Source organism: Flavobacterium sp. YO64, from assembly GCF_004119505.1.
In the GTDB taxonomy this organism is placed as follows: domain Bacteria; phylum Bacteroidota; class Bacteroidia; order Flavobacteriales; family Flavobacteriaceae; genus Flavobacterium; species Flavobacterium oncorhynchi.
In genome coordinates this window covers 158,477-176,855 of sequence record NZ_NRQV01000005.1, presented here as the reverse complement: position 1 = coordinate 176,855, position 18,379 = coordinate 158,477, and the positions used below count along the sequence as shown (strand labels likewise).

The window sequence follows — 18,379 nt, the reverse complement described above, 5'->3', positions numbered from 1 at the left end:
AGATAATCGTCTTGCACAGATTTAGATTTTGAAAAATCTTAAACCTGTTTCATTTACCTAAGCTTCTCCTAAAATTTCAGAAAGCAGAACCTTTCTAAATCCTTCCGGCGCCGCTTCTGACGCTAAAGCAAGTTTTACAGCAGTAAGGCCTTCGACAGTCTGCTGAACCGCTAAATTGCTCCAGTCGAAATCAAAAATCTCCTGAAAATATTGCGCCACTGGCCTGTCTCTTATCAATAAGCTGGCGTCCCTGTTGTACATGGCTCCCGTCGTGGTTAAATTATGGCTTCCGAATAAAACCTGAGCATTGGCTTGGTCTGAAGAATCAACAATTATTGCTTTGGTATGGCATCGGCACTGTACTTTTATATTATCAGTATTAAAGCCAAATTTTTTAAGCCTTGTGAGTGTTTTAACCAAACCAGCCTGCCCTTTAGCCCCAAATTCACGCGGATCCCTGAAAATTATCCTCACCGCCACGCCATTGCTCTGCTTTTCGACAACCGCCCTGTAAAAGCTTTCATAAACAGGATCGTTGTTCTCCAATAATGAAAAAGACTGGTTTTCAATGTCAATGCTAACCTTTGCACTTTTAACCATTTCTGTCGCATGATAAAGGAACATACGCTGGCCCTCAGAATTTTTATCCGGAGTCAGCAGAGGCTGCACATCAAGTATGCGCTTAACTGTCAACGGCTTAAAATATCTTACTATCGGAGGTACTGGAGGACAGATCCCCTTAGAGATAAAGACATAGGAATTTGCGAGCTTTTCTTTAACATCGAAAGGCACACGCAGCGCTTCCTGATAATCCCAATCTATGTACTTTCTGAAAATGGTAGCCAACGTCGCATTTTTTATTACCACATTCCACTCCCGGTTATGTTTCGCAAGCGGTCCGGGAATAGCCTGGCCCTTGCCTGCCGGATCAATATCGGCTTGGTTCGAATTCTTCCAATTTCCGCTGCTCAGCCAGAACTCCTCATCATCTCGCGCTGCTACTTTTATATGATAGTCGCTCGCAATTAATTTGCCGCTTCCTACAGATGACCAGACATGCTCAAATTTACTCCCTAGACGGCTCTTCATATTATTCACCGCTCTATCAGTGCCATCGTTTTGGGTAACCATTCTAAGGCTCCCGTTGCAGTTTTGCACAGCCTCAAAAATTGCCGAACTAATGTGCTCAGCCTCCCACTCGTACATGGTTGCAGTAAGCCTGCTGCTTACTCTTTTAAGAAAATCCTTCAGATTTGGCCATCCCGAATCAGGGCTAACATGAAAAACCGCTTCCATATACTCAACTACACGGGGCAGCCCAATATTTGCAGGCTCACGATAATTGCCTGGCTTTGGCGCAGCCCAAAAGCTTACATCCACCCCCAAATATTCAAGCTGCTGTTCGAATCCCGCAGCCACCACATCGATTCCGTATCCCATGAACTCTGCAGGCAGAGGTTTCACCGCCAGTTCAAGCAGCGTCTTTTCATTAATTTTTTCCGCAACTTGCACAGAGATGACCTCTTCGTCCGTAATCCATCCATTTTTAAATCTAAAGCCCTGCTCAATATTTAGGACGCCAGGAATACCATAAAGTTCCTGCTTAGCCATCTCAACAGCTTCCGCCAGTTCCATTTTATAATTTTCTCCCATAACAAATCATATTAAATGACACTTAATATTTATGTTCCAACCAATATTCATCTTAGTTTAATTCAGGTATCGAATCTTATACAATTCAAATCTGCGCCCAATTATTCATAATTCTAAATCTAGAAAAATGTCAAACGCAAAACACACAATAAATATAGAAAAAACATCAAACAGACAACAGGTACAAATACCTGTTTTCCAATAATATATACCAATTTATCTAATTCAGAATTTCAGATTGCATCCTATTCCCGCTCTAATATCCTAGTCACATGGCTTCCCGTTATTTTTTTGCCAACAGCCTGTATGCTTCTGTCTTATTTCAGGAGCAAAGGTATCTCCGTGTTCTTAACCCAGAAGCAAGGCCATGTCCTGCGGATTTGATATAAAATCTCCACCCATACGGGTCGTATTTTCCATCAAAGCCTTGCTTCTGCTAAACACTAACCTTTTTATGCTCATGAAACAAAACATAGCATACACCGGCTCTTTAAACGAATAAAAAAAATGTCAGCAATGAGAAATAAAATATTGGAAGCGGAAAATGAAACAAAACAGCTCCACCTCGTCATTGCCGAATAAATAAAATTTCAAAAAAAATTAATCCTTAAAAATCAGAAATCATGAACATCATCGGAAGAGTAACAAAAGACGCAGAGGTACGCACCTTGTCAGGAAACAGACAGGTCGTGAATTTTTCAATAGCGACAAACGATAGCTACAGAAGCAAGGAGGGCGAGCGAGTGGAACAGACCACTTACTTCGACTGCGCCTACTGGATTAGCCCGAAAGTAGCGGAAATACTGAGAAAGGGAACTCTTGTGGAACTGTCAGGCAGGGTAAGCGCAAGAGCATGGAAAGGAAGCGACGGGGAACTGCATGCGGGACTGAACTTCAATACCTCGCAGATTAAGCTGCACGGAGGCGTAAAAAAGGAACAGGGCGAAGTTACGGCAACACAGAACAAAAGCAGCAGACCTGCTGTGCAGGAACCTGAGGAAGACCTGCCGTTTTAAGGCTCACATAGGAATTAATATCAAGTTTCAACTTTAAAACAATTATCATGGCACACAATATCAATTACAACAGCAGCACAGGAAATTATTCATTTTTCAGCGTAAAGCAGAAAGCATGGCACAATCTCGGAAAAACGGTGCAGGACTATCCGACAAGCGCAGAAGCCATCAGGCACGCCCAATTGGATTACGAGGTCGCCAAAACGCCTTTATACACCAAAGCCTTGGCAAAGGAGGAAATGCAGGACGGTACTGTGACGGCAGGCGCAGAACTGCACGTTCCCGATTATTTCTCGACCATCCGCACCGACAGCAATACGGTTTTGGGCGTAGTGGGGAAAGACTACCATATAGTACAGAACCGTGAGGCGTTCAGCTTTTTTGACGCCATAGTCGGCGGCGGCGAAGGCATCCTGTATGAAACCGCAGGGGCGTTAGGGAACGGGGAACGCATCTTCATTACAGCCAAGCTTCCCGACTACATCAGGGTCGGCAGCGGGGATGATGTGACTGAAAAATATATTTTCCTGACCACCTCCCACGATGGAAGCGGAAGCATTACAGCAGCCTTCACTCCCATCCGAATCGTATGCCAAAACACACTTAACGCCTCGCTCCGCAGCATGAGCAACGTGGTGCGCATCCGACACACTTCGGGAGCAAAACAGCGCCTTGATGATGCGCACAAGGTCATGGGACTGGCAAACACGCTCAGCAGTCAGCTGGAGGACATCTTCAACCATTGGGCTAAAGTAAAAGTTACGGATACAGAGGTCAAAAAGTTGATTCAGCTGGCATTATGCCCGAACAGGGAAACTCTGGAAATGCTTAAAACTGGCGCAGATGATGCAGTGTCCGCCATTTTCAGAAACACCGTGGAAGATGCTTTTGCCTATGCCATGGCAAGCGACACCCAACAGATGGAAACCACAAAAGGAACGCTTTATGGCGCATACAATGCCGTGACAGGATATTATCAGAACGTGCGCACCTACAAGGACGATGAAGCAAAACTGCAGTCCATCGTGATGGGAGGAACGGCACAGCTGAAATCGCAGAAAGCCTTCGAACTCTGCACCTCTTTTGCCGTGGACGGCAATAAGGCGCTGATGCTGAATTAAAAAAAGACGGGCGGCTGCCTTCAAAGCGGCCGTCTTACAGCTTCTCAGTATGTGAAGCCGATAAAAAACAGACATTAAAATCTACAGCTATGAACAGCAATTTTTTCAATCAGATAAGACAGATGGACATTTCAGGGGATCTGCACCTGACCATCGCAAAATCGACCGAAGGCATCCTTGTCGTATCGGTCATGCTTAAAAACGAAGCCTGCGGGGACAATGCCAAAAACATCATACCCCCGCTCAACCTGAGAGGAACAGCAGAGGAACTCGACAGCGGTTTCTTTCACACCATTACCGCCCCGATGCAGAGCGCATCGGGACTGATGGCAGACATGGAATCTTTCATGAAACAGCTGGAACAGGTGAAAATGCAGTCGGCAAAGGAGAAACAGAAAGCCGATGCGCAGAAAAAGCAGCACGAAGCCAAAGACAAAAGATTCAGCGATGCCATGACAAAGGCTGAAGAACTGGAAAAACAGGGCAGATTCCGTGAGGCTTGGATGAAAGTTCCCGAAGCGGCGGAATTTCCCGACAGAGCCGACGAAATACGCAGAAAGAGAACATCCCTGTCGGACAGGTTCTCCGCTCCGAGCCTTTTCGGTTCAGAACAGGAAAAGCCCGAACCGCCCAAAGAGGCGCTCTATCCCGAACATGCAGAGATTCAGCCCGATGAGGAAATGTCCTTTGAGGAGCAGGAATATGAAGAGGAAGAAGAAGACCAAGAGGAATATGAATATTAAAATGCAGCGATATGTTACTAGCAACACACCTACAGCGGGTTTTCATAATCATTGAAAAGGGTCAGCAGATAAGGCTGAGCGACCCCGAACCTAGATGGAGCGTCGAGGCGGTGCTGAATTTCTACGCCCCGACATACCCTATCCTGACGACCTCCAAAATTTCAGCGCCAGTCATCAGGGACGATGCGGTGGAATACAGATTCGAAACCGTAATGGGAACAAAAGGATAACCTAATTTAAAGGCAATGAACCATGCAGAAAAAAAACGATAGCAGGCACAATAAGCCTGCCGCGGCAGAAAAGACAAAGACAGCTGCACGACCAGCTGGGAAATTTCATGGCTTGGATGCACAGACCCAAAGATGCGGGCGAAATTCAGAAAGACAGAGCAAAATCAGTCCCTGTCGGAATGCTTCCGATAATTTTCTGAGAACAATATTCCTGCCCAAACTGGAGCAGTTCCAAACCTCACAGCCCCGCATGGAACTCAGCAAAATGCAGCCGCAGTTCTACAAATCCCTTGCGCATCTCAGAAGCCATTACGGCATCACATCCATGCAGACCGACTGTTTCGAGTATCCGTACAATTTTGCACTCTCGCTATGGGATGCGGAGCGGATGCTGAAAAAACAGTACGCGGACTGCCCCGAAATCAGTCTGATGCAGGAAGGGGCGGAAACCTGCCTAGTCAGCGAGGAGACCCACGATACAGGCACGACCCTGTATTACATCCCCGTTGAACCGCTGTATTGGATGAATCACGGTGCGGGGCGCAGAAAAAATGCCAAACTGCTGTTAAGCCTCTTTTCCTATCTGTACCATATTGCGGAAGTCCCCTACTACAGACAGCAGGACAGCTACCTCTACTGGATGTACCAAATGCACAGGGAATGGACGGAACAGGACGACGAAAGCGAGCAGACCGAACGTCTAGTTGCTGAATTTGACAAGGCGGAGATTATAGGGGACTATATCGAAAAAAAGATATTCAACCCCGTTAACCTGACGTTTTTTGAACACCGCCTGCTCGCCTTCAAATGCCGTGATGCATTCGACAGGGAATGCCTGTCGGCTGCACAAAAAGCGCACAGGCTGTTCAGCGACTATCCAAACGAACGAATTTTCCGAAACGCCCCCGCCTGCTCTGGGGACGGGCAGGACGAAGAAGAAAGCGAAAGCATCCCGATGCACAAATACATTTCCTTTATTTCGCATACCAAAGGATGGCTCTATGAAACCCTTGAACAAAGCATCAACAATGAGTTCAACGAATACAGCCAGATGCACGAGCCGACCATCTTCAAAAGATTCGACGATAATGCCGACACGCACCAAAGCCTGGATTTCGAGCGCAGGTTTTTTTCCCTTTTGGATGACCTGTGCGAACTGCTGTACAACTATAAATTACACGACGATGAATAATCCAAAAGATATTACCAGCCAGTTGGGCGTGCTTTACCATCCCACCTCCGCACTTGTATTCTATCAGAGCCAGTCTGCTGAAAGAACGGTGTATGTGGAGCATTTCGATATGGACGAGGACGGAACGCCAGTCAACGCACACCCGCTGACTGAGCGTGAGGCGCAGGCGCTAGCAAAGGCACTGGTAACCGAAAAACAGAAGCAGACCGCCTTTCTCAAATCCGAAGGCATCCTGCCCGCAAACATACTGCATATTGTGCCAAGCCTTGAAAGGGGCGCTGTGCTTTGGTACACCAAACCCCAAAAAAGAACCCTGCATTTTATAGAAAGCCTCGGCATTGCGGACGGCAGGGCTAGCCTGCCCGCCATGATATGGCAGGCGACAAGAAACAGTCTCAGGGTCTTTGCAGTTGTCGGAAACAGAAGACCTACAGAGAAGACACCGCTATTTCACGCACCTCTGCTGAACATCTACGAGGACGGAAGGGTTTGCATGGGGTCGGTCAGCATCAGGATTAAGAACTCCGCCTCGCTTGAAGAATTTACAGACGCTTGGGAGGATTATTTCTTCAACAGCTACTTCAGCCACCTTATGGGTAACAACAGTCCCGTAAAAGGCTGCTGCATAAGCCTGTGGAAAGCCCTCATTGAATCAGGACGACCTTTCCCAAACGAAGTACTGAAAAAAAACAGCAGAACACTTAAAAGCCTATTATCATGAAAACCGTTAAAACCAAAATGCATTTTGCCGACCCCTATCTCATCAGCCCTGCAAACCCGCTGACCGTAAACCTTATAGGCGCAGGCGGTACAGGCTCGAAAGTGCTGACCGCCCTTATGGAAATGAATTACAGCCTTATAGCGCTCGGACATGCGGGACTGTCCGTCCGCCTTTGGGATGACGACCTGATAACCGATGCCAATCTCGGCAGACAGCGCTTCGCTCCCTGCGAAACAGGCCTGTACAAATCCGTTGCCCTTATCAACCGTGCCAACCGCTTTATGGGTACGGACTGGAAAGCTGAAAGCGTGAAATTTCAAAAGGATGCGCTTGGAAGACCGCCAAAAAATGCACAGGCAAACCTTTACATCACCTGCACGGACAGCGTGCAGTCCCGATTTGATGTTGCGGAAATCCTCGCCTCAATTCAACGAAACAGCCCGCAGAGGGACACTCCAAAATACTGGATGGATTTCGGCAACAGCCAGTATACGGGTCAGGTCGTACTGTCCTCCATTTCAAAAATCAGACAGCCTGATTCCCAAATATATCAGACTGTCCCTGTCCTGCCCTTTGTGACCGACGAATTCGGGGAACTGCTCAAAGAATCCGAAGCGCTTGACGGCACACCTAGCTGTTCGCTTGCCGAAAGCCTTGAAAAGCAGGATCTGTTCATCAATTCCTCCCTTGCGCAGTTGGGATGCTCGCTCCTTTGGAATCTGTTCCGTTTCGGGATGACCGAAAACAGGGGATTCTTCCTGAACCTCAAAAACTTCCAGTCCAATCCCCTCAAAGTGGGATGACCCGCAGATGCGGGGGGCAAAAAGGACTCCCTTCCTCTGGTCGGGAGCGCCTTTTTGCGTTTTGGGGGTGCATCCCTTATGCCAAAAGGCACAGAGCGCCGTTTTACCCTAAGCGATGCAGGAAGCTTTCATAAGGGATTCCACATCCCTTGAGCTTTCCTGGGGGCTTCTTTTCTTTCCGCTCCGGCGTCCAAAGAAAAGAAGCAAAAGAAACCCCTTTAGACACCGGTATTTTTATTTCAATGCAGATAAATCATTTTGTATATTTGAAATTATTCCACGGAAAATGAAAATAGATACAAAGGACCTTGTCAGAAAATCGGAGCGGTTTGCCCTTGATGTATCGCAGCAGATATCACAAATTACGTTAAAACCGTTTCTGGAAACCTCATTCCACTGCTCCGAGTTCAGGGACAAAAATGTGCTTAAAAAACATCTCCACAAAATTGCCAAAAGCGGCTATCCGCTGATCTATGTATTTGAAATCAAGTCCGCCTCCAAACTGAAGGCAATGCTGAACGTATTTGAAGCATATCATGCACTTAACCTTCTCAAAACAAAAAACGAGGACAGGGTAAATCTTTCCAAGTACAATAGGAAATCATCATCGATCCTTTATGTCGGAAGCTCGACAACGGATTTCAGAAAAAGGGTCAAAGACCATCTCGGAACGCAAAGCTCCCGCACCTATGCCATGCACCTCTGCAAATGGGACGGGGATGCGGATTATGAGCTGGCCATATCGGCCTATCAGGTAATTTCGCAAAGCGACCAGGCCGTCGAGCGCTTCATTGTGGAGATCCTGGAACAGCAACTCTGGGACGTTCTCCAGCCCGTATTCGGCAAACGCAGCGGTCTGTAGACGCTAGAACAGGCTTAAAGCCGAGCCTAAGACTGTAGCACTTAAAACATTGCAAAACAATATCTTAAAATTTTACATAAAATAAAAAACCGACCTATCTGGCCGGTTTTATTTTGTCCGCACGTTAAGGAATTTACGTCGGACATGCACTTCTGTCCTGCACGGATTTCCTCTATGGATTATTCAGAAGACAGGCCTTCAGCAGGTCCGAATTTTTAATTTTTAGGGTCAGCTGCCTGCCGCCGTTTTTCTCGTATATCTCGATAAGGAGCAGCTTGCCGTCTGCGAGGGTGAAAAGGTCCAGCACATATATGTTATGCTCTGAGCCTCCAGCCTTGATCTGGTCAACCGGCCTGTAGATTCGCAGAGGCAATATGGCTGTCTGCTGTACCGCAGTTCGTCTGGCCTTCTTCCTGTCGGCTATCTTGAAATTGAGAAAATCAATCCTGTAAGGCACATTATTGCTGTTTCTCAGCTCGGTATGCAGATAGTATTTTCCCTCATGGACGTAGATCCCTTTCAGCCTGAATTCCACTCCGGCATTCCTTGTCCTTATATGCCTAACCGCACGCTTGTCCCTTTCATAGATGCGCTGCATCAGTGTTTCCACCATCAGCGGAGGACTTTGTCCCAGATTCTCAAAAAGGGCTCCCTCAGATCCAATGCTGCCAGACTTTCGTATGCTGTAGTTCAGGGTCTGCGGATTAGGATCATAATTCACATCAAAACTGTAAAAATGCCCGTCGATGGTCATGACCGAAAGATTGGTCTGCTGCTCAAAATCCCTTACAGCTGCCTTTACCCGCAGCACGTTATGGGCATCTTCCGCCTTTCCTGCCATAAGCAGCTCGCTTCCCAGATCCGCATAGCGGATTTCCGATGGGAAAATCAGGTGCGAAGTCTTGTCATAGGTTATGCCTAAACCGCAGGCCTTGATCTCGTCCATAACCGGCAGGCTGCTCTGCGGAAAGCACAGCTGGACCCAGAGAACTGCAAGCAGCGCCGTCCAGTATTTTTCATAATATCTTTTCATCTTTATATTCTTTTGATTGCTATTGTTTTTTCGAAACCAGAAAAAGGTGGTAGCCAGCCTTAAGCATAACCTTGGGCGTCTTTACCTTTTTGGAGAAATAGCCGGAAATCCCCTGCAGGACGCCCCTGCTCAGATCGGCCGCAACCTGCTGTCCTGCCGACTGGGTCAGCATCAGGCTCGTTGCGGACTGCTGTCCCATATTGCCCGCCATCTGCCCGGCAGCCGTTCTCTCCTGCGAAAACGGCACCGCAAGCCCCTGCTGCCCGTCCAGGTCAAAAACGTTTATATCCACAGCCGTAATGGTGCCGTTCAGCACCATGGAGCTGATCTTGAGCTGAAGGCGTCCGTTCTGCATCCTGGCCGTGGACGTAAGCACCGTTCCCTTTACGAGAGTGCCATCTGCTAAGCCGGCATCCTCCAGAAGACGAACCTTCACCGCGCTCCCGTCTATTACCGTCTGCGTCTGGTCCACGCAGGCCTTGATGCTGTTCCTGACACGAACCTCCCGCTCTTTGGCATCCGCCGTGTAAAAAGATCGGGCATTCAGCCGCACGCCGGGTCCAGCATCCGCACCAGCTTCCGCCGTAGGGCGAAGAACGGATACGGTAGTTTTCCTCTGAGGCGCAGCTCCTGCAAAATATGGCGCATCTGCATTGGATGGCCTATTTGCAAGTCCAGACGAGTCAGCTCTCTGCAGCTGCTGGGCACCAGGTGCTGAAGGCAGGTACTTGGCGGCCATCTGATACGACTTTTCCATAAGCGCCAGCTGTCCGTCGACCGTCACCGAAGGCGCAGCATCCCTCTGGGCAAGCTCAGATTTTAGCTCCGCAACCTCCCTGCGGAGCATATCGGCATCTCCGCCGCTGTCCTTGTAAAAGCTTCCAAGTTCTTTCTGCGCATTTCGGTACGTGCTGAGTCCCGAATTTGATTCTCTGGATTCAAGTCTTCCCGGCAGCACTGGATGTTCAGCTGCGGGCTGCTCATTTCCCGTTACACTGTCCTGTTTCCAGTAATCGGCCAGCGTGGTAAGCGCATTGCGCTTCTGCTCCTGCTTCTGCTCAAGCATCTCCTGCTCGTACGCTTTCGCCTTGTCGCCCTGCATTTCATTGTCCGCGGCCTGCGGAACGATGCTGTTGAGCCCTATATCCTTCTTTTTTCCGCTGTCGGAAGAAGGCCTGAAAATCAGGTAGAGGCATCCCGCACAGACGATGCCCATCAGACCGAATATCAGAGGTTTCTTCAGCGTCTCCAGCCTGCCGGTTTTCCAATCTTCACGATCCATTTGATTTTCCGAAGCCGATTCCCTAATCATGACACCCGCTTTTTTTTCTTTTGTTTTCATAAATTTCCTTTCTTTTTTTATTTTGGTTTAACTGCCGGATAGCAGTCTTTTTTGTCCCTATCCATTGGATTATCTATATGTCCGGTAACCATTATGCGGCAGTTCTCTGACCTTTCCCGCCACACCTTGGTTATCGCTGTTGCGGTCAGCAGGACATAGCCCAAAAAAAACAGCCTTATGAACCGGTGCTGCTTTTCCAGAGGCATCCTGTCCCATCTCCTGTCAAGAGCCCCCGTCCACCTGTCCAGATTTCTTAAGATCTTTTTCATATTGTTTCTTCAGCGATCAATAACTTCGATGTCCTTATTCTCAACCACCGCAAATTTTTCAATATTGAAGCCCTGAGGATTGCTGTCCGAGCGCACCGAGTTTACCAGAAGACAGCTGGTCACAAGGCTTCGCTGGGTCACATTGCTGGATCGGATGATGAATTCCCTCGCATAGGATCTGACCGGGTATGGATAGGATTCGAAACTGCACACGACACTGTCAATCTCGATGCGCTGCTGCACATTGCCCGATATAATGCGGTTGTAATATCCTTTCTCTGAGAGGTCTTTGTAATAGTCGAAAGCACTTTTGTCGGCAAGGCTGAAGGCGCGCTTCATATTGCTTTCAATGGCATATTTGTCGGGGGCGAGCGTAAAGAAGAGTTCGTGGAAACGCCTCACATGCTCCCTGGCCTCGACGGGCCTGTTGACCGATGCATCCTGCGAGAGTGCCAGCATCAGGGATTTCCCGTTGTCCAGCACGTAGATCTTCTCACGCTGCAGGTCGGCAAAACGGTAGGACCACCAAAGGGCGGATCCCGTGATTCCCGTGCAGAGAAGCGCAAAGACAATCGCGTAGAGCCTGATCTGCCTGAAACTGTTTTCTATGTTTCTTAAAGTCTTGAATTCCATTTTTGTAGTTTTAGCGGTTATTAAGATTTGCTGACCAGCCTTCCTGCTATATTTCCTGCAGCGGAACCGGCGCCCGCTCCGGCGATGTTGCCGGCTTTCATGGCCGTCTGGCTCACATTGCGCATGAAATTGCCTCCGCCTCCAGCCTGGATGATCCAGCCCGTCACCGTCGGCACCGTGAAATAGCCCACAATGCCTATGATCATGAAAATCACGTAAACGGTGTTGGAAGTGTCGGGTATGAAGGACGGGTCCGAAAGCATCTCGATGTCCCTTTCAATGATCAGCGACTGGATGCGCGCCAGCATGGAGCTGAAAAGATCCGCTACGGGCAGCCAGAGGTAGACGCTCACATATCTGGTGATCCACTGGGTTAGCGTCGACTGGAAACCATCCCAGACTGATATGGCAAAAGCTATGGGGCCAAGAATGGAAAGCACAATTAGGAAAAAAGTCCGGATGGTATCGATAACCAGAGCCGCCGCCTGGAAAAGAACCTCCAGAAAGTTCCGGAACCACTGCTTTATCATCTTTTCCATCTGATAGGCCTGCCTGTCCATATACATCCCCGCCATGGTTCCGATATCCGTGGGCGACCATCCCAGCTCATCGAGTTTTTTGTCGAACTCCTCGTCGGAGGCCATATACGAAGTTTCCGGATTTCGAACCATCGCCTCATATTCCAGCTGGTCCTTCTGCTGCTGCAGCCTGTTCAGGTCAAGAACCTGTCCCTGCAGCATTCCGTGCGTTCCGCTGACTATCGGGCTCAGCACCGCATTGATGCTTCCCAGAACGATTGTCGGGAAAAACATGATGCACAGGCCGAGTGCGAAGGGACGCAGCATCGGATAGGCATCAATGGGTTCCGCCCTTGCAAGCGCCTGCCAGACATGCAGCGCCACGTAGAACAGGGCTCCGAGTCCCGCCAGCCCCTTGGCCACGGCCGCCATGTCCCCCGCAAGAGGCATCATGTCATCGTAAAGCGAGCGCAGCACCTCATGGAGATTATTGAACTCCATGCCTACCAGTACTTTTGGCTGGAGGTTCCGTACAGATCAAGCACGCTTCTGGCATCGTTTTTCTTTCTTGCCCTGAGATAGCTCACCGATATGTTCTTGTTGGTATAGTACCTAACCAGACTGTGGTACTCCTTCACCTCCTTGTAGATGCGGCTGATCAGATCCATGCGCTCCTTATCATTGAGCGACAGGCTTGAGGTGCTGACGATCTGCTTAAGCTCTTTCAGCAGTTCGGTGCTCTCACCCAGCAGCGCCGCATAGCCGTTGCCGATGGCTATGAGCTCCTGGGGCGTAAAGTTGGGATCATTGATCATCTTCCCGAAATTCTGCACGTAGATCTGCGATACATCGCCCACCAGAAGAACGGTCTGCTGGACCTTTCTCGCATCCTTCACAAGGTTGTTGACCGCCTGTAGCTTGTCGTAGTATTCCTTTCCCTGATTGTAGACCTTCTGCACTTCCTTGAAGTTTTTGACGACATTGGAAACCGTGGAGGAAGTCTGTATGATTTCATTGGCACTGTTGAGTATGCCAGAAGCCAGATTGGCCGGATCGGTTACCACAAACTGCGCATTTGCGTAGGGTGCTGCGGCAAGCATCAGCGCCGCATAAACCATTGATAGATATTTTTTCATTTTTATCTGATTTTAGATTACTATATATTTTACTTTTCTTTCTCACGCCTAAGCATGGCAATCTTCTTGATGGCGAGCTCCACGTTTCCGTCCAGTTCTGCGGCTGCCTGCATGACCTCCATCTTCTCGATTTCTTCTGTCGTGTAGGCCAGATATTCCTCCAGGCTCACCTCGGTGGCATAGACCGCAGAGTGCGAGCCCCCGAGACCTATCCAAACCTCCTTGTATAGTCTGGTGGCGCTGTTGTCCATATTTATGGAAAGCACCTGCGCTTTTTCCTTGTCGGTAAGGCCAAGCATGGCCTGAATGTCATCAAACTTGTTCATGTACTTGCGCTGGTCCAGCAGGATTTTGCAGTCGGAATTGTTGATGATGCTTTCCTTGACAATTGGCGATTTTATGATATCGTCAACTTCCTGGGTCACCACTATCGCTTCTCCGAAGAATTTTCGTACAGTTTTAAAAAGGTACTTGATATAGTCCGCCCGGAATTATCGGACATTCTTTCGGAGGGTATGAGGCTGCCTTCATTGCAACGCAGACAAGCATGTTTGCCACTGCAATAGCAAGCGGGGGAATTACTGACCTCAATAGTTTTTATTTTACCGTAAACCAGAGATCAGGGAAACCAGATATGTGGCGTTTCCAAAGTGAGCAATGGAATATGGGCAAAACCCCTTATGAAGACCCAATATCCTATTACAATAATTCTCCAATAATGCAGGCGGAAAAAATTACCGCACCGGTATTATTATGGACTGGAAAATCTGACATGCAGGTAGATGCGCATCAAAGCTATGAATTTTATTTGGCGCTACGCAGGCTCGGAAAAAAATGCATTATGATGCTGTACCCAAATGAAAGCCACGTACTTACAGATGCAGCTAATCAGAAACACATTACCCTAAAAGTACTGGAATGGTTTGATTATTTTTTAAAAAATAATCAGGATAAAAAATGGATAACTGAGGGCATAAATTAATGCAACAATGCAGTGCCCTATGAGGCACTGCATTGCTTCTCTTTAAAATTTATCTTCATATGCCTCACTAGTTCGGACGATACAAAGCTTGCAAACAATCGTTATTGCCCACCTTATCATATGCGATTTGTCCATTAATGCGGCACATTTCAGGTTTTGGCACATCATCGCAGTTGGTCTGCACAGAAGTACACTTATTAGTACTTGGATTTCTTGTAAATCCATTTTTTGGTGCATTCTCCGGAGCACTCTGCATTGAAGTGGTTAGGAAAGCTCCGCCAATGCCTGCAGCCATAACCAGCGCAGGCAAAATGTTTTTAAAATTTAACGTTTTCATGATATTGTTGTTTTAATTAAAATTCGATCTACTATTTTATACAGGTGTTCGATCTTAATTCCTGAAACTGGCCAAGTTTATCATTAATATTTAAAATTATTTTATATAGATTTAATTTCTTTAATCAGTTTATCCCTAAGTTCATAAACTACCATGTCATTTCCGATTATCGCAAAAAGGTGCGTGGAAGTCACAAAAAAAGAGTCCATTTTTTTACTTCCTGTCTGATAAATTGGGAAACTGAACAAATAACTTTTATTATTCAGATCATAAACGTCAATGATAAAAGCCTGATTCCAGAACTTTTCATTTTCTGATCTGCCTTTTACTGCCGAGTGCACATAAAGCAAATTGCCGTTAACTGCGGCATGGGGGTTCACTACATATGAAGGGGAAGAAATTGCACGCTCGGTTCCATTCTTAAAGTTTCTGACCTTAATTTTAGCATGAGCAATTGTATCAATTGTATTCCCCCTGTAACGTAAGTTTCCATCTTTATCTGCAACAATAAATTGATTCCGGTAAAAATACAGGTATACTATTTTCTGCAATTTTTCGCTGTACAGTAGTGTTCCATCAGTATCAAAAATACCGTCAATCTGCTTCTCCAATAATTCTTTATTATATCGCACTCTTGGGCTATCTTCTGCCTTAAGCACTCCTAAAATATTTGCGGATTTTTCGGCATGATTTGATCTAAAGGCAATAGAGATACTGTCCATAGGCACCGCGCGGGTAAAATACGGACTGCCTTTGAGTTCTTTTGTAATTTTCCAGTCTTTAATTTTTCCGCGAAAAATCTTGGGAACACTCCCGTCTAGCAGATAAAAATATTGTCCATTTACAATAGTGGTAACAATGTTAAACGGTATCTCTTTAGGGTCAAATATTATTTTATCTATTTTTTTATCCTGAAGGTTAGCATTAAAAGATACTATCTGATCGGGTGTACTGTAATTTCCAAGATAAATTCTATCATTGTCGGCACCTGCAAAATAAAAAGAATTGAATTTCAAATCTATCCTGTTCGCAAATTCAGCAGGATGGAGAGGATAACGCCTGATAAAAGGATTTTGGTAATGCATTATATTTTCTGAAGAAAGAAATAAAATAATCACCGTAGCAATGCTTAAAACTGTAATAGCCGGTATCAATTTGGCAGTCTTCCTTTTTTCTTGATATCCAGTGTTTCTGCCTTTTGAATCAGGATAAAATAATAAAGCGGTTATTGCCATACCAACGAAAATAAGATTAAAAACGAGATGAACATCCCAGCTCATTTTTTCTAAAATGCCTCCACAGGAGCAAGGAACAAAAGAACTGAAATGAAGCATTATAAAGATATAGGCGGAGAACATCGTCATCAGGCACATTGAGAGATACAGGCCAAATCTTCGTGACTTTCTAATCATAAGCAGAATGGCAATAATCATTTCTAATAATGGCACAATCCAGCTTATCCAAATTGCGAAAGCGCTTAAAAGCGGAGACTGCTCAATCTGCAACTGAAAATTTTCAAAATCCAATAGTTTGCTTACCGCTGCATAAACAAATAGTAAGATATAAAGCAGGCAGACTGCTTCAATAATTGCACATTTAAAAGATTGAGACATTTTCATACTCGTGATTTTTTTACGCTCCCGTACCTTAAGTGAACAGTAAACGAGATTCCGATTACAGCTTGATTTCAATGTGCCAAATTAGAGCAATTAAATAGAATCATTATTACGAAAATTCGTCCATAATTTATAAAAATTGATCAATTTTTCCACTTACTTATCATTTTGCATGTTGAAAGCTAAAAGAGATATCTTTAAAATTTATAAATAGATTCAAAGTAAGGTTCCTTTGCAATCCTTTTGATTAACTTATAGTTTTACTCAAAGGCATAATAAAATGCCGTACAATATTTCTGTAAATTTGATGCTTTTTTAACGCCATAAACTAATTTTAAATGAAACTAAAAATTGAAAGCTGGATTGCTGAAAACAACTTTTCAGAAGACGTAAGCGTGTTGTTTACAGATGCTGTTACCTGCTACAAGGCAGGCGCCAACAGGGCATCGCTCCTATTTTCCTATCTTGCTCTTCTTACCATCCTTAAGGAAAGGATCATCAGCGGCACAAAACCATCATTGATTACGCAGGGGGAATGGGATAATCTGATTGCAAAACTGCACAATGAAGACCAGTGGGAATCCAATGTTTTTGACGCGGTGCAGCGAAGGGAAAAGATAGATATGACTACACGGTCGAGAACTAAGGATCCTATATTTAATATTACAGAAAACCTGCGACAGCAGATAAGGTATTGGAAAGACAGAAGAAACGACTGCGCTCATTACAAGGATAATATCATCGACAACTCGCATGTGGAATCCTTCTGGAATTTTTTGCAGAGTAATCTGTCCAAAATAACGATAGAGGGCGGCATGCAGTCACTGATCAATAAGATGGTTAGGCATTTCGATTACACGGTAACTCCTCCTGACAAGGACATCACGCCTCTTGTAAAGGAGATTGAATTCTCAGTGGAGAGGTCAAAATTAAATGAATTCTGGAACAATCTGCTAAACAGCGGCGCATATACTGTCGGGCTTTCACATCAGATGCTAATCCTTACAAACAGAAGCCTTGAAGCCAGCAGAGATTTTGTAAATGTACCCATGATCGCAATCATTAAAGAAAATAATGAATATTTGAGGGGCTTTTTATCCGAGCATCCGGATAAAGTGCTGAGCTTTAATTTTACGCCTGAGGAGGTCAGAAAGTTCTGGACCACCCAGCTGAAACACTGCCAGAACAAACTTGCAGTACTTTCCTCTTTCCTGAGAAACGGTTTGATACCTCCGGATGAGATAAACGATGCAATGGAAATCGCAGTCAAGTCAATAAATGAGTATGTTACTGATGTCAGCGATCATTTGACTCTGCAGGCAAACGGCTTTTTCAGCGTTTTTAAGAGTGAAATTATACGAAGTCACAGCTTTGCAAGGGGGTTGGCATTTTTATGGGTCAATGAACGTGCAGATCTAATTGCAGATGTGATTGAAAAGTATCCAGCTGATGAAGAGACTATTTTAAGGCTGGTCGAGCATTACAGCAGGCCTGAAAGTTCAGACTGGCTTATCAAGAGGTTCGATAGATTCCTTCTGCCTGCAGCTCCGATTACAGCAGACTACAAAGCTATACTGATACAGAAAGGCGTAGCCATTCCTGCAAAACTGCAGGCATACTTCAGTTAGCAGCTTTAAGTGCTTAAATTATCCGATAAGGCAATACTGAATCCTACAGTTTTGGCATAGGTATTAAGATGGTTTTCAGAACATTGCTGAAAAAGCATGAAAATCGGCAGTTCATTTAATGCGAAGCTCCCCTTCGGCCCTTGCCGAATCAGAGGTTTTGCGTAAATTTGCGGCATGAACCACGAAGAAATAAAACGCTATTTTGAAAGCAATCCACCGCCTACGGAGGTAAGACTGACGGAATGGGCAAACATCACAGATACGCAGGTTTTTCTCAGGAGCTGCTACAGCACCATCAGAAACTTCAACGGACCTGTGGATCGCTGTCCGGCATGGTGGCATCTCAGGGATTTTTATATCCTGATGAAAAAAACTGCCGCATTGCAGGCTCCGGCCCGGGAAGCGGCTGCGGAGAATATTCAGGAAGATGTATCTGATCAGGCACTTTCAGAGGAAGAAGCCGCTTTGTAAAACCGGCTTTAATTTATAAAATAACAGCCCTGCAGTGTGAACTGCAGGGCTGTATTTTTTTATGATCGACTCC

General features: G+C 46.1%; 20 protein-coding genes and 1 pseudogene. 11 read left to right on the top strand and 10 right to left on the bottom strand.

Going from position 1 to position 18,379, the window contains the following annotated elements:
- Positions 1-57 precede the first annotated feature (57 nt).
- Complete coding sequence (locus BOW57_RS05495; protein WP_008463871.1) at positions 58-1,653, bottom strand: phospholipase D-like domain-containing protein; 1,596 nt, start codon at positions 1,651-1,653, stop codon at positions 58-60.
- 623 nt (positions 1,654-2,276) lie between these two features.
- On the opposite strand from BOW57_RS05495, the gene BOW57_RS05490 reads away from it, so the two are divergent.
- The 8 genes from BOW57_RS05490 to BOW57_RS05455 all read left to right on the top strand — a co-directional run bounded on the left by BOW57_RS05490 (position 2,277) and on the right by BOW57_RS05455 (position 8,341).
- Positions 2,277-2,669, top strand: a complete 393-nt coding sequence (locus BOW57_RS05490; protein WP_008463870.1) for a single-stranded DNA-binding protein — start codon at positions 2,277-2,279, stop codon at positions 2,667-2,669.
- 47 nt (positions 2,670-2,716) lie between these two features.
- Positions 2,717-3,790 (top strand): DUF932 domain-containing protein, encoded by a 1,074-nt coding sequence (locus BOW57_RS05485; protein WP_008463869.1) that lies wholly within the window; start codon positions 2,717-2,719, stop codon positions 3,788-3,790.
- A gap of 89 nt (positions 3,791-3,879) precedes the next feature.
- The gene (locus BOW57_RS05480) at positions 3,880-4,533 is read left to right on the top strand and encodes a PRTRC system protein E (RefSeq protein ID WP_129053310.1); all 654 of its coding nucleotides are present in this window, start codon (positions 3,880-3,882) and stop codon (positions 4,531-4,533) included.
- A gap of 11 nt (positions 4,534-4,544) precedes the next feature.
- Positions 4,545-4,763, top strand: coding sequence for a PRTRC system protein C (locus BOW57_RS05475; protein WP_008463865.1), 219 nt, complete (start codon positions 4,545-4,547; stop codon positions 4,761-4,763).
- A gap of 22 nt (positions 4,764-4,785) precedes the next feature.
- Positions 4,786-5,955 (top strand): hypothetical protein, encoded by a 1,170-nt coding sequence (locus BOW57_RS05470; protein ID WP_129053309.1) that lies wholly within the window; start codon positions 4,786-4,788, stop codon positions 5,953-5,955.
- The gene (locus tag BOW57_RS05465; protein ID WP_129053308.1) at positions 5,948-6,676 is read left to right on the top strand and encodes a PRTRC system protein B; all 729 of its coding nucleotides are present in this window, start codon (positions 5,948-5,950) and stop codon (positions 6,674-6,676) included. The genes BOW57_RS05470 and BOW57_RS05465 overlap by 8 nt, the downstream gene beginning before the upstream one ends.
- The gene (locus tag BOW57_RS05460; RefSeq protein WP_129053307.1) at positions 6,673-7,479 is read left to right on the top strand and encodes a PRTRC system ThiF family protein; all 807 of its coding nucleotides are present in this window, start codon (positions 6,673-6,675) and stop codon (positions 7,477-7,479) included. The genes BOW57_RS05465 and BOW57_RS05460 overlap by 4 nt, the downstream gene beginning before the upstream one ends.
- Before the next feature lie 115 nt (positions 7,480-7,594).
- The gene (locus BOW57_RS05455) at positions 7,595-8,341 is read left to right on the top strand and encodes a hypothetical protein (protein ID WP_241687390.1); all 747 of its coding nucleotides are present in this window, start codon (positions 7,595-7,597) and stop codon (positions 8,339-8,341) included.
- 172 nt (positions 8,342-8,513) lie between these two features.
- On the opposite strand, the gene traN is transcribed toward BOW57_RS05455, so the two are convergent.
- The 7 genes and pseudogenes from traN to BOW57_RS05420 form a co-directional block, all read right to left on the bottom strand.
- The gene (traN, locus tag BOW57_RS05450) at positions 8,514-9,374 is read right to left on the bottom strand and encodes a conjugative transposon protein TraN (protein WP_129053306.1); all 861 of its coding nucleotides are present in this window, start codon (positions 9,372-9,374) and stop codon (positions 8,514-8,516) included.
- A 19-nt stretch (positions 9,375-9,393) separates the two neighbouring features.
- Positions 9,394-10,716 (bottom strand): conjugative transposon protein TraM, encoded by a 1,323-nt coding sequence (gene traM, locus BOW57_RS05445; protein ID WP_129053305.1) that lies wholly within the window; start codon positions 10,714-10,716, stop codon positions 9,394-9,396.
- A gap of 17 nt (positions 10,717-10,733) precedes the next feature.
- Positions 10,734-10,985, bottom strand: coding sequence for a nitrogen regulatory IIA protein (locus BOW57_RS05440; RefSeq protein WP_129053304.1), 252 nt, complete (start codon positions 10,983-10,985; stop codon positions 10,734-10,736).
- Positions 10,986-10,994: 9 nt separating this feature from the next.
- Positions 10,995-11,618, bottom strand: a complete 624-nt coding sequence (gene traK / locus BOW57_RS05435; protein ID WP_129053303.1) for a conjugative transposon protein TraK — start codon at positions 11,616-11,618, stop codon at positions 10,995-10,997.
- 20 nt (positions 11,619-11,638) lie between these two features.
- Positions 11,639-12,637: a conjugative transposon protein TraJ gene (traJ, locus tag BOW57_RS05430; protein WP_129053302.1), complete on the bottom strand. Its 999-nt coding sequence runs from the start codon at positions 12,635-12,637 to the stop codon at positions 11,639-11,641.
- Positions 12,638-12,639: 2 nt separating this feature from the next.
- Positions 12,640-13,272, bottom strand: coding sequence for a DUF4141 domain-containing protein (locus BOW57_RS05425; protein WP_129053301.1), 633 nt, complete (start codon positions 13,270-13,272; stop codon positions 12,640-12,642).
- 29 nt (positions 13,273-13,301) lie between these two features.
- Positions 13,302-13,757 (bottom strand): annotated as a pseudogene (locus tag BOW57_RS05420) (TraG family conjugative transposon ATPase); the annotation flags it as partial.
- Positions 13,758-13,819: 62 nt separating this feature from the next.
- Here BOW57_RS05420 and BOW57_RS05415 point away from each other — a divergent pair.
- Complete coding sequence (locus tag BOW57_RS05415; protein WP_241687389.1) at positions 13,820-14,254, top strand: S9 family peptidase; 435 nt, start codon at positions 13,820-13,822, stop codon at positions 14,252-14,254.
- A gap of 67 nt (positions 14,255-14,321) precedes the next feature.
- Here BOW57_RS05415 and BOW57_RS05410 read toward each other — a convergent pair whose 3' ends face one another.
- On the bottom strand, positions 14,322-14,591 hold the full coding sequence (locus tag BOW57_RS05410) for a DUF6520 family protein (RefSeq protein ID WP_129053299.1): 270 nt from the start codon (positions 14,589-14,591) through the stop codon (positions 14,322-14,324).
- A 101-nt stretch (positions 14,592-14,692) separates the two neighbouring features.
- On the bottom strand, positions 14,693-16,210 hold the full coding sequence (locus BOW57_RS05405; RefSeq protein ID WP_129053298.1) for a MauE/DoxX family redox-associated membrane protein: 1,518 nt from the start codon (positions 16,208-16,210) through the stop codon (positions 14,693-14,695).
- Between the two features lie 335 nt (positions 16,211-16,545).
- Between BOW57_RS05405 and BOW57_RS05400 the strand changes: the two genes are divergently transcribed.
- Together BOW57_RS05400 and BOW57_RS05395 are read left to right on the top strand one after the other, a co-directional pair.
- Positions 16,546-17,835: a hypothetical protein gene (locus tag BOW57_RS05400; protein ID WP_129053297.1), complete on the top strand. Its 1,290-nt coding sequence runs from the start codon at positions 16,546-16,548 to the stop codon at positions 17,833-17,835.
- A gap of 174 nt (positions 17,836-18,009) precedes the next feature.
- Positions 18,010-18,306, top strand: coding sequence for a hypothetical protein (locus tag BOW57_RS05395; RefSeq protein WP_129053296.1), 297 nt, complete (start codon positions 18,010-18,012; stop codon positions 18,304-18,306).
- Positions 18,307-18,379 lie beyond the last annotated feature (73 nt).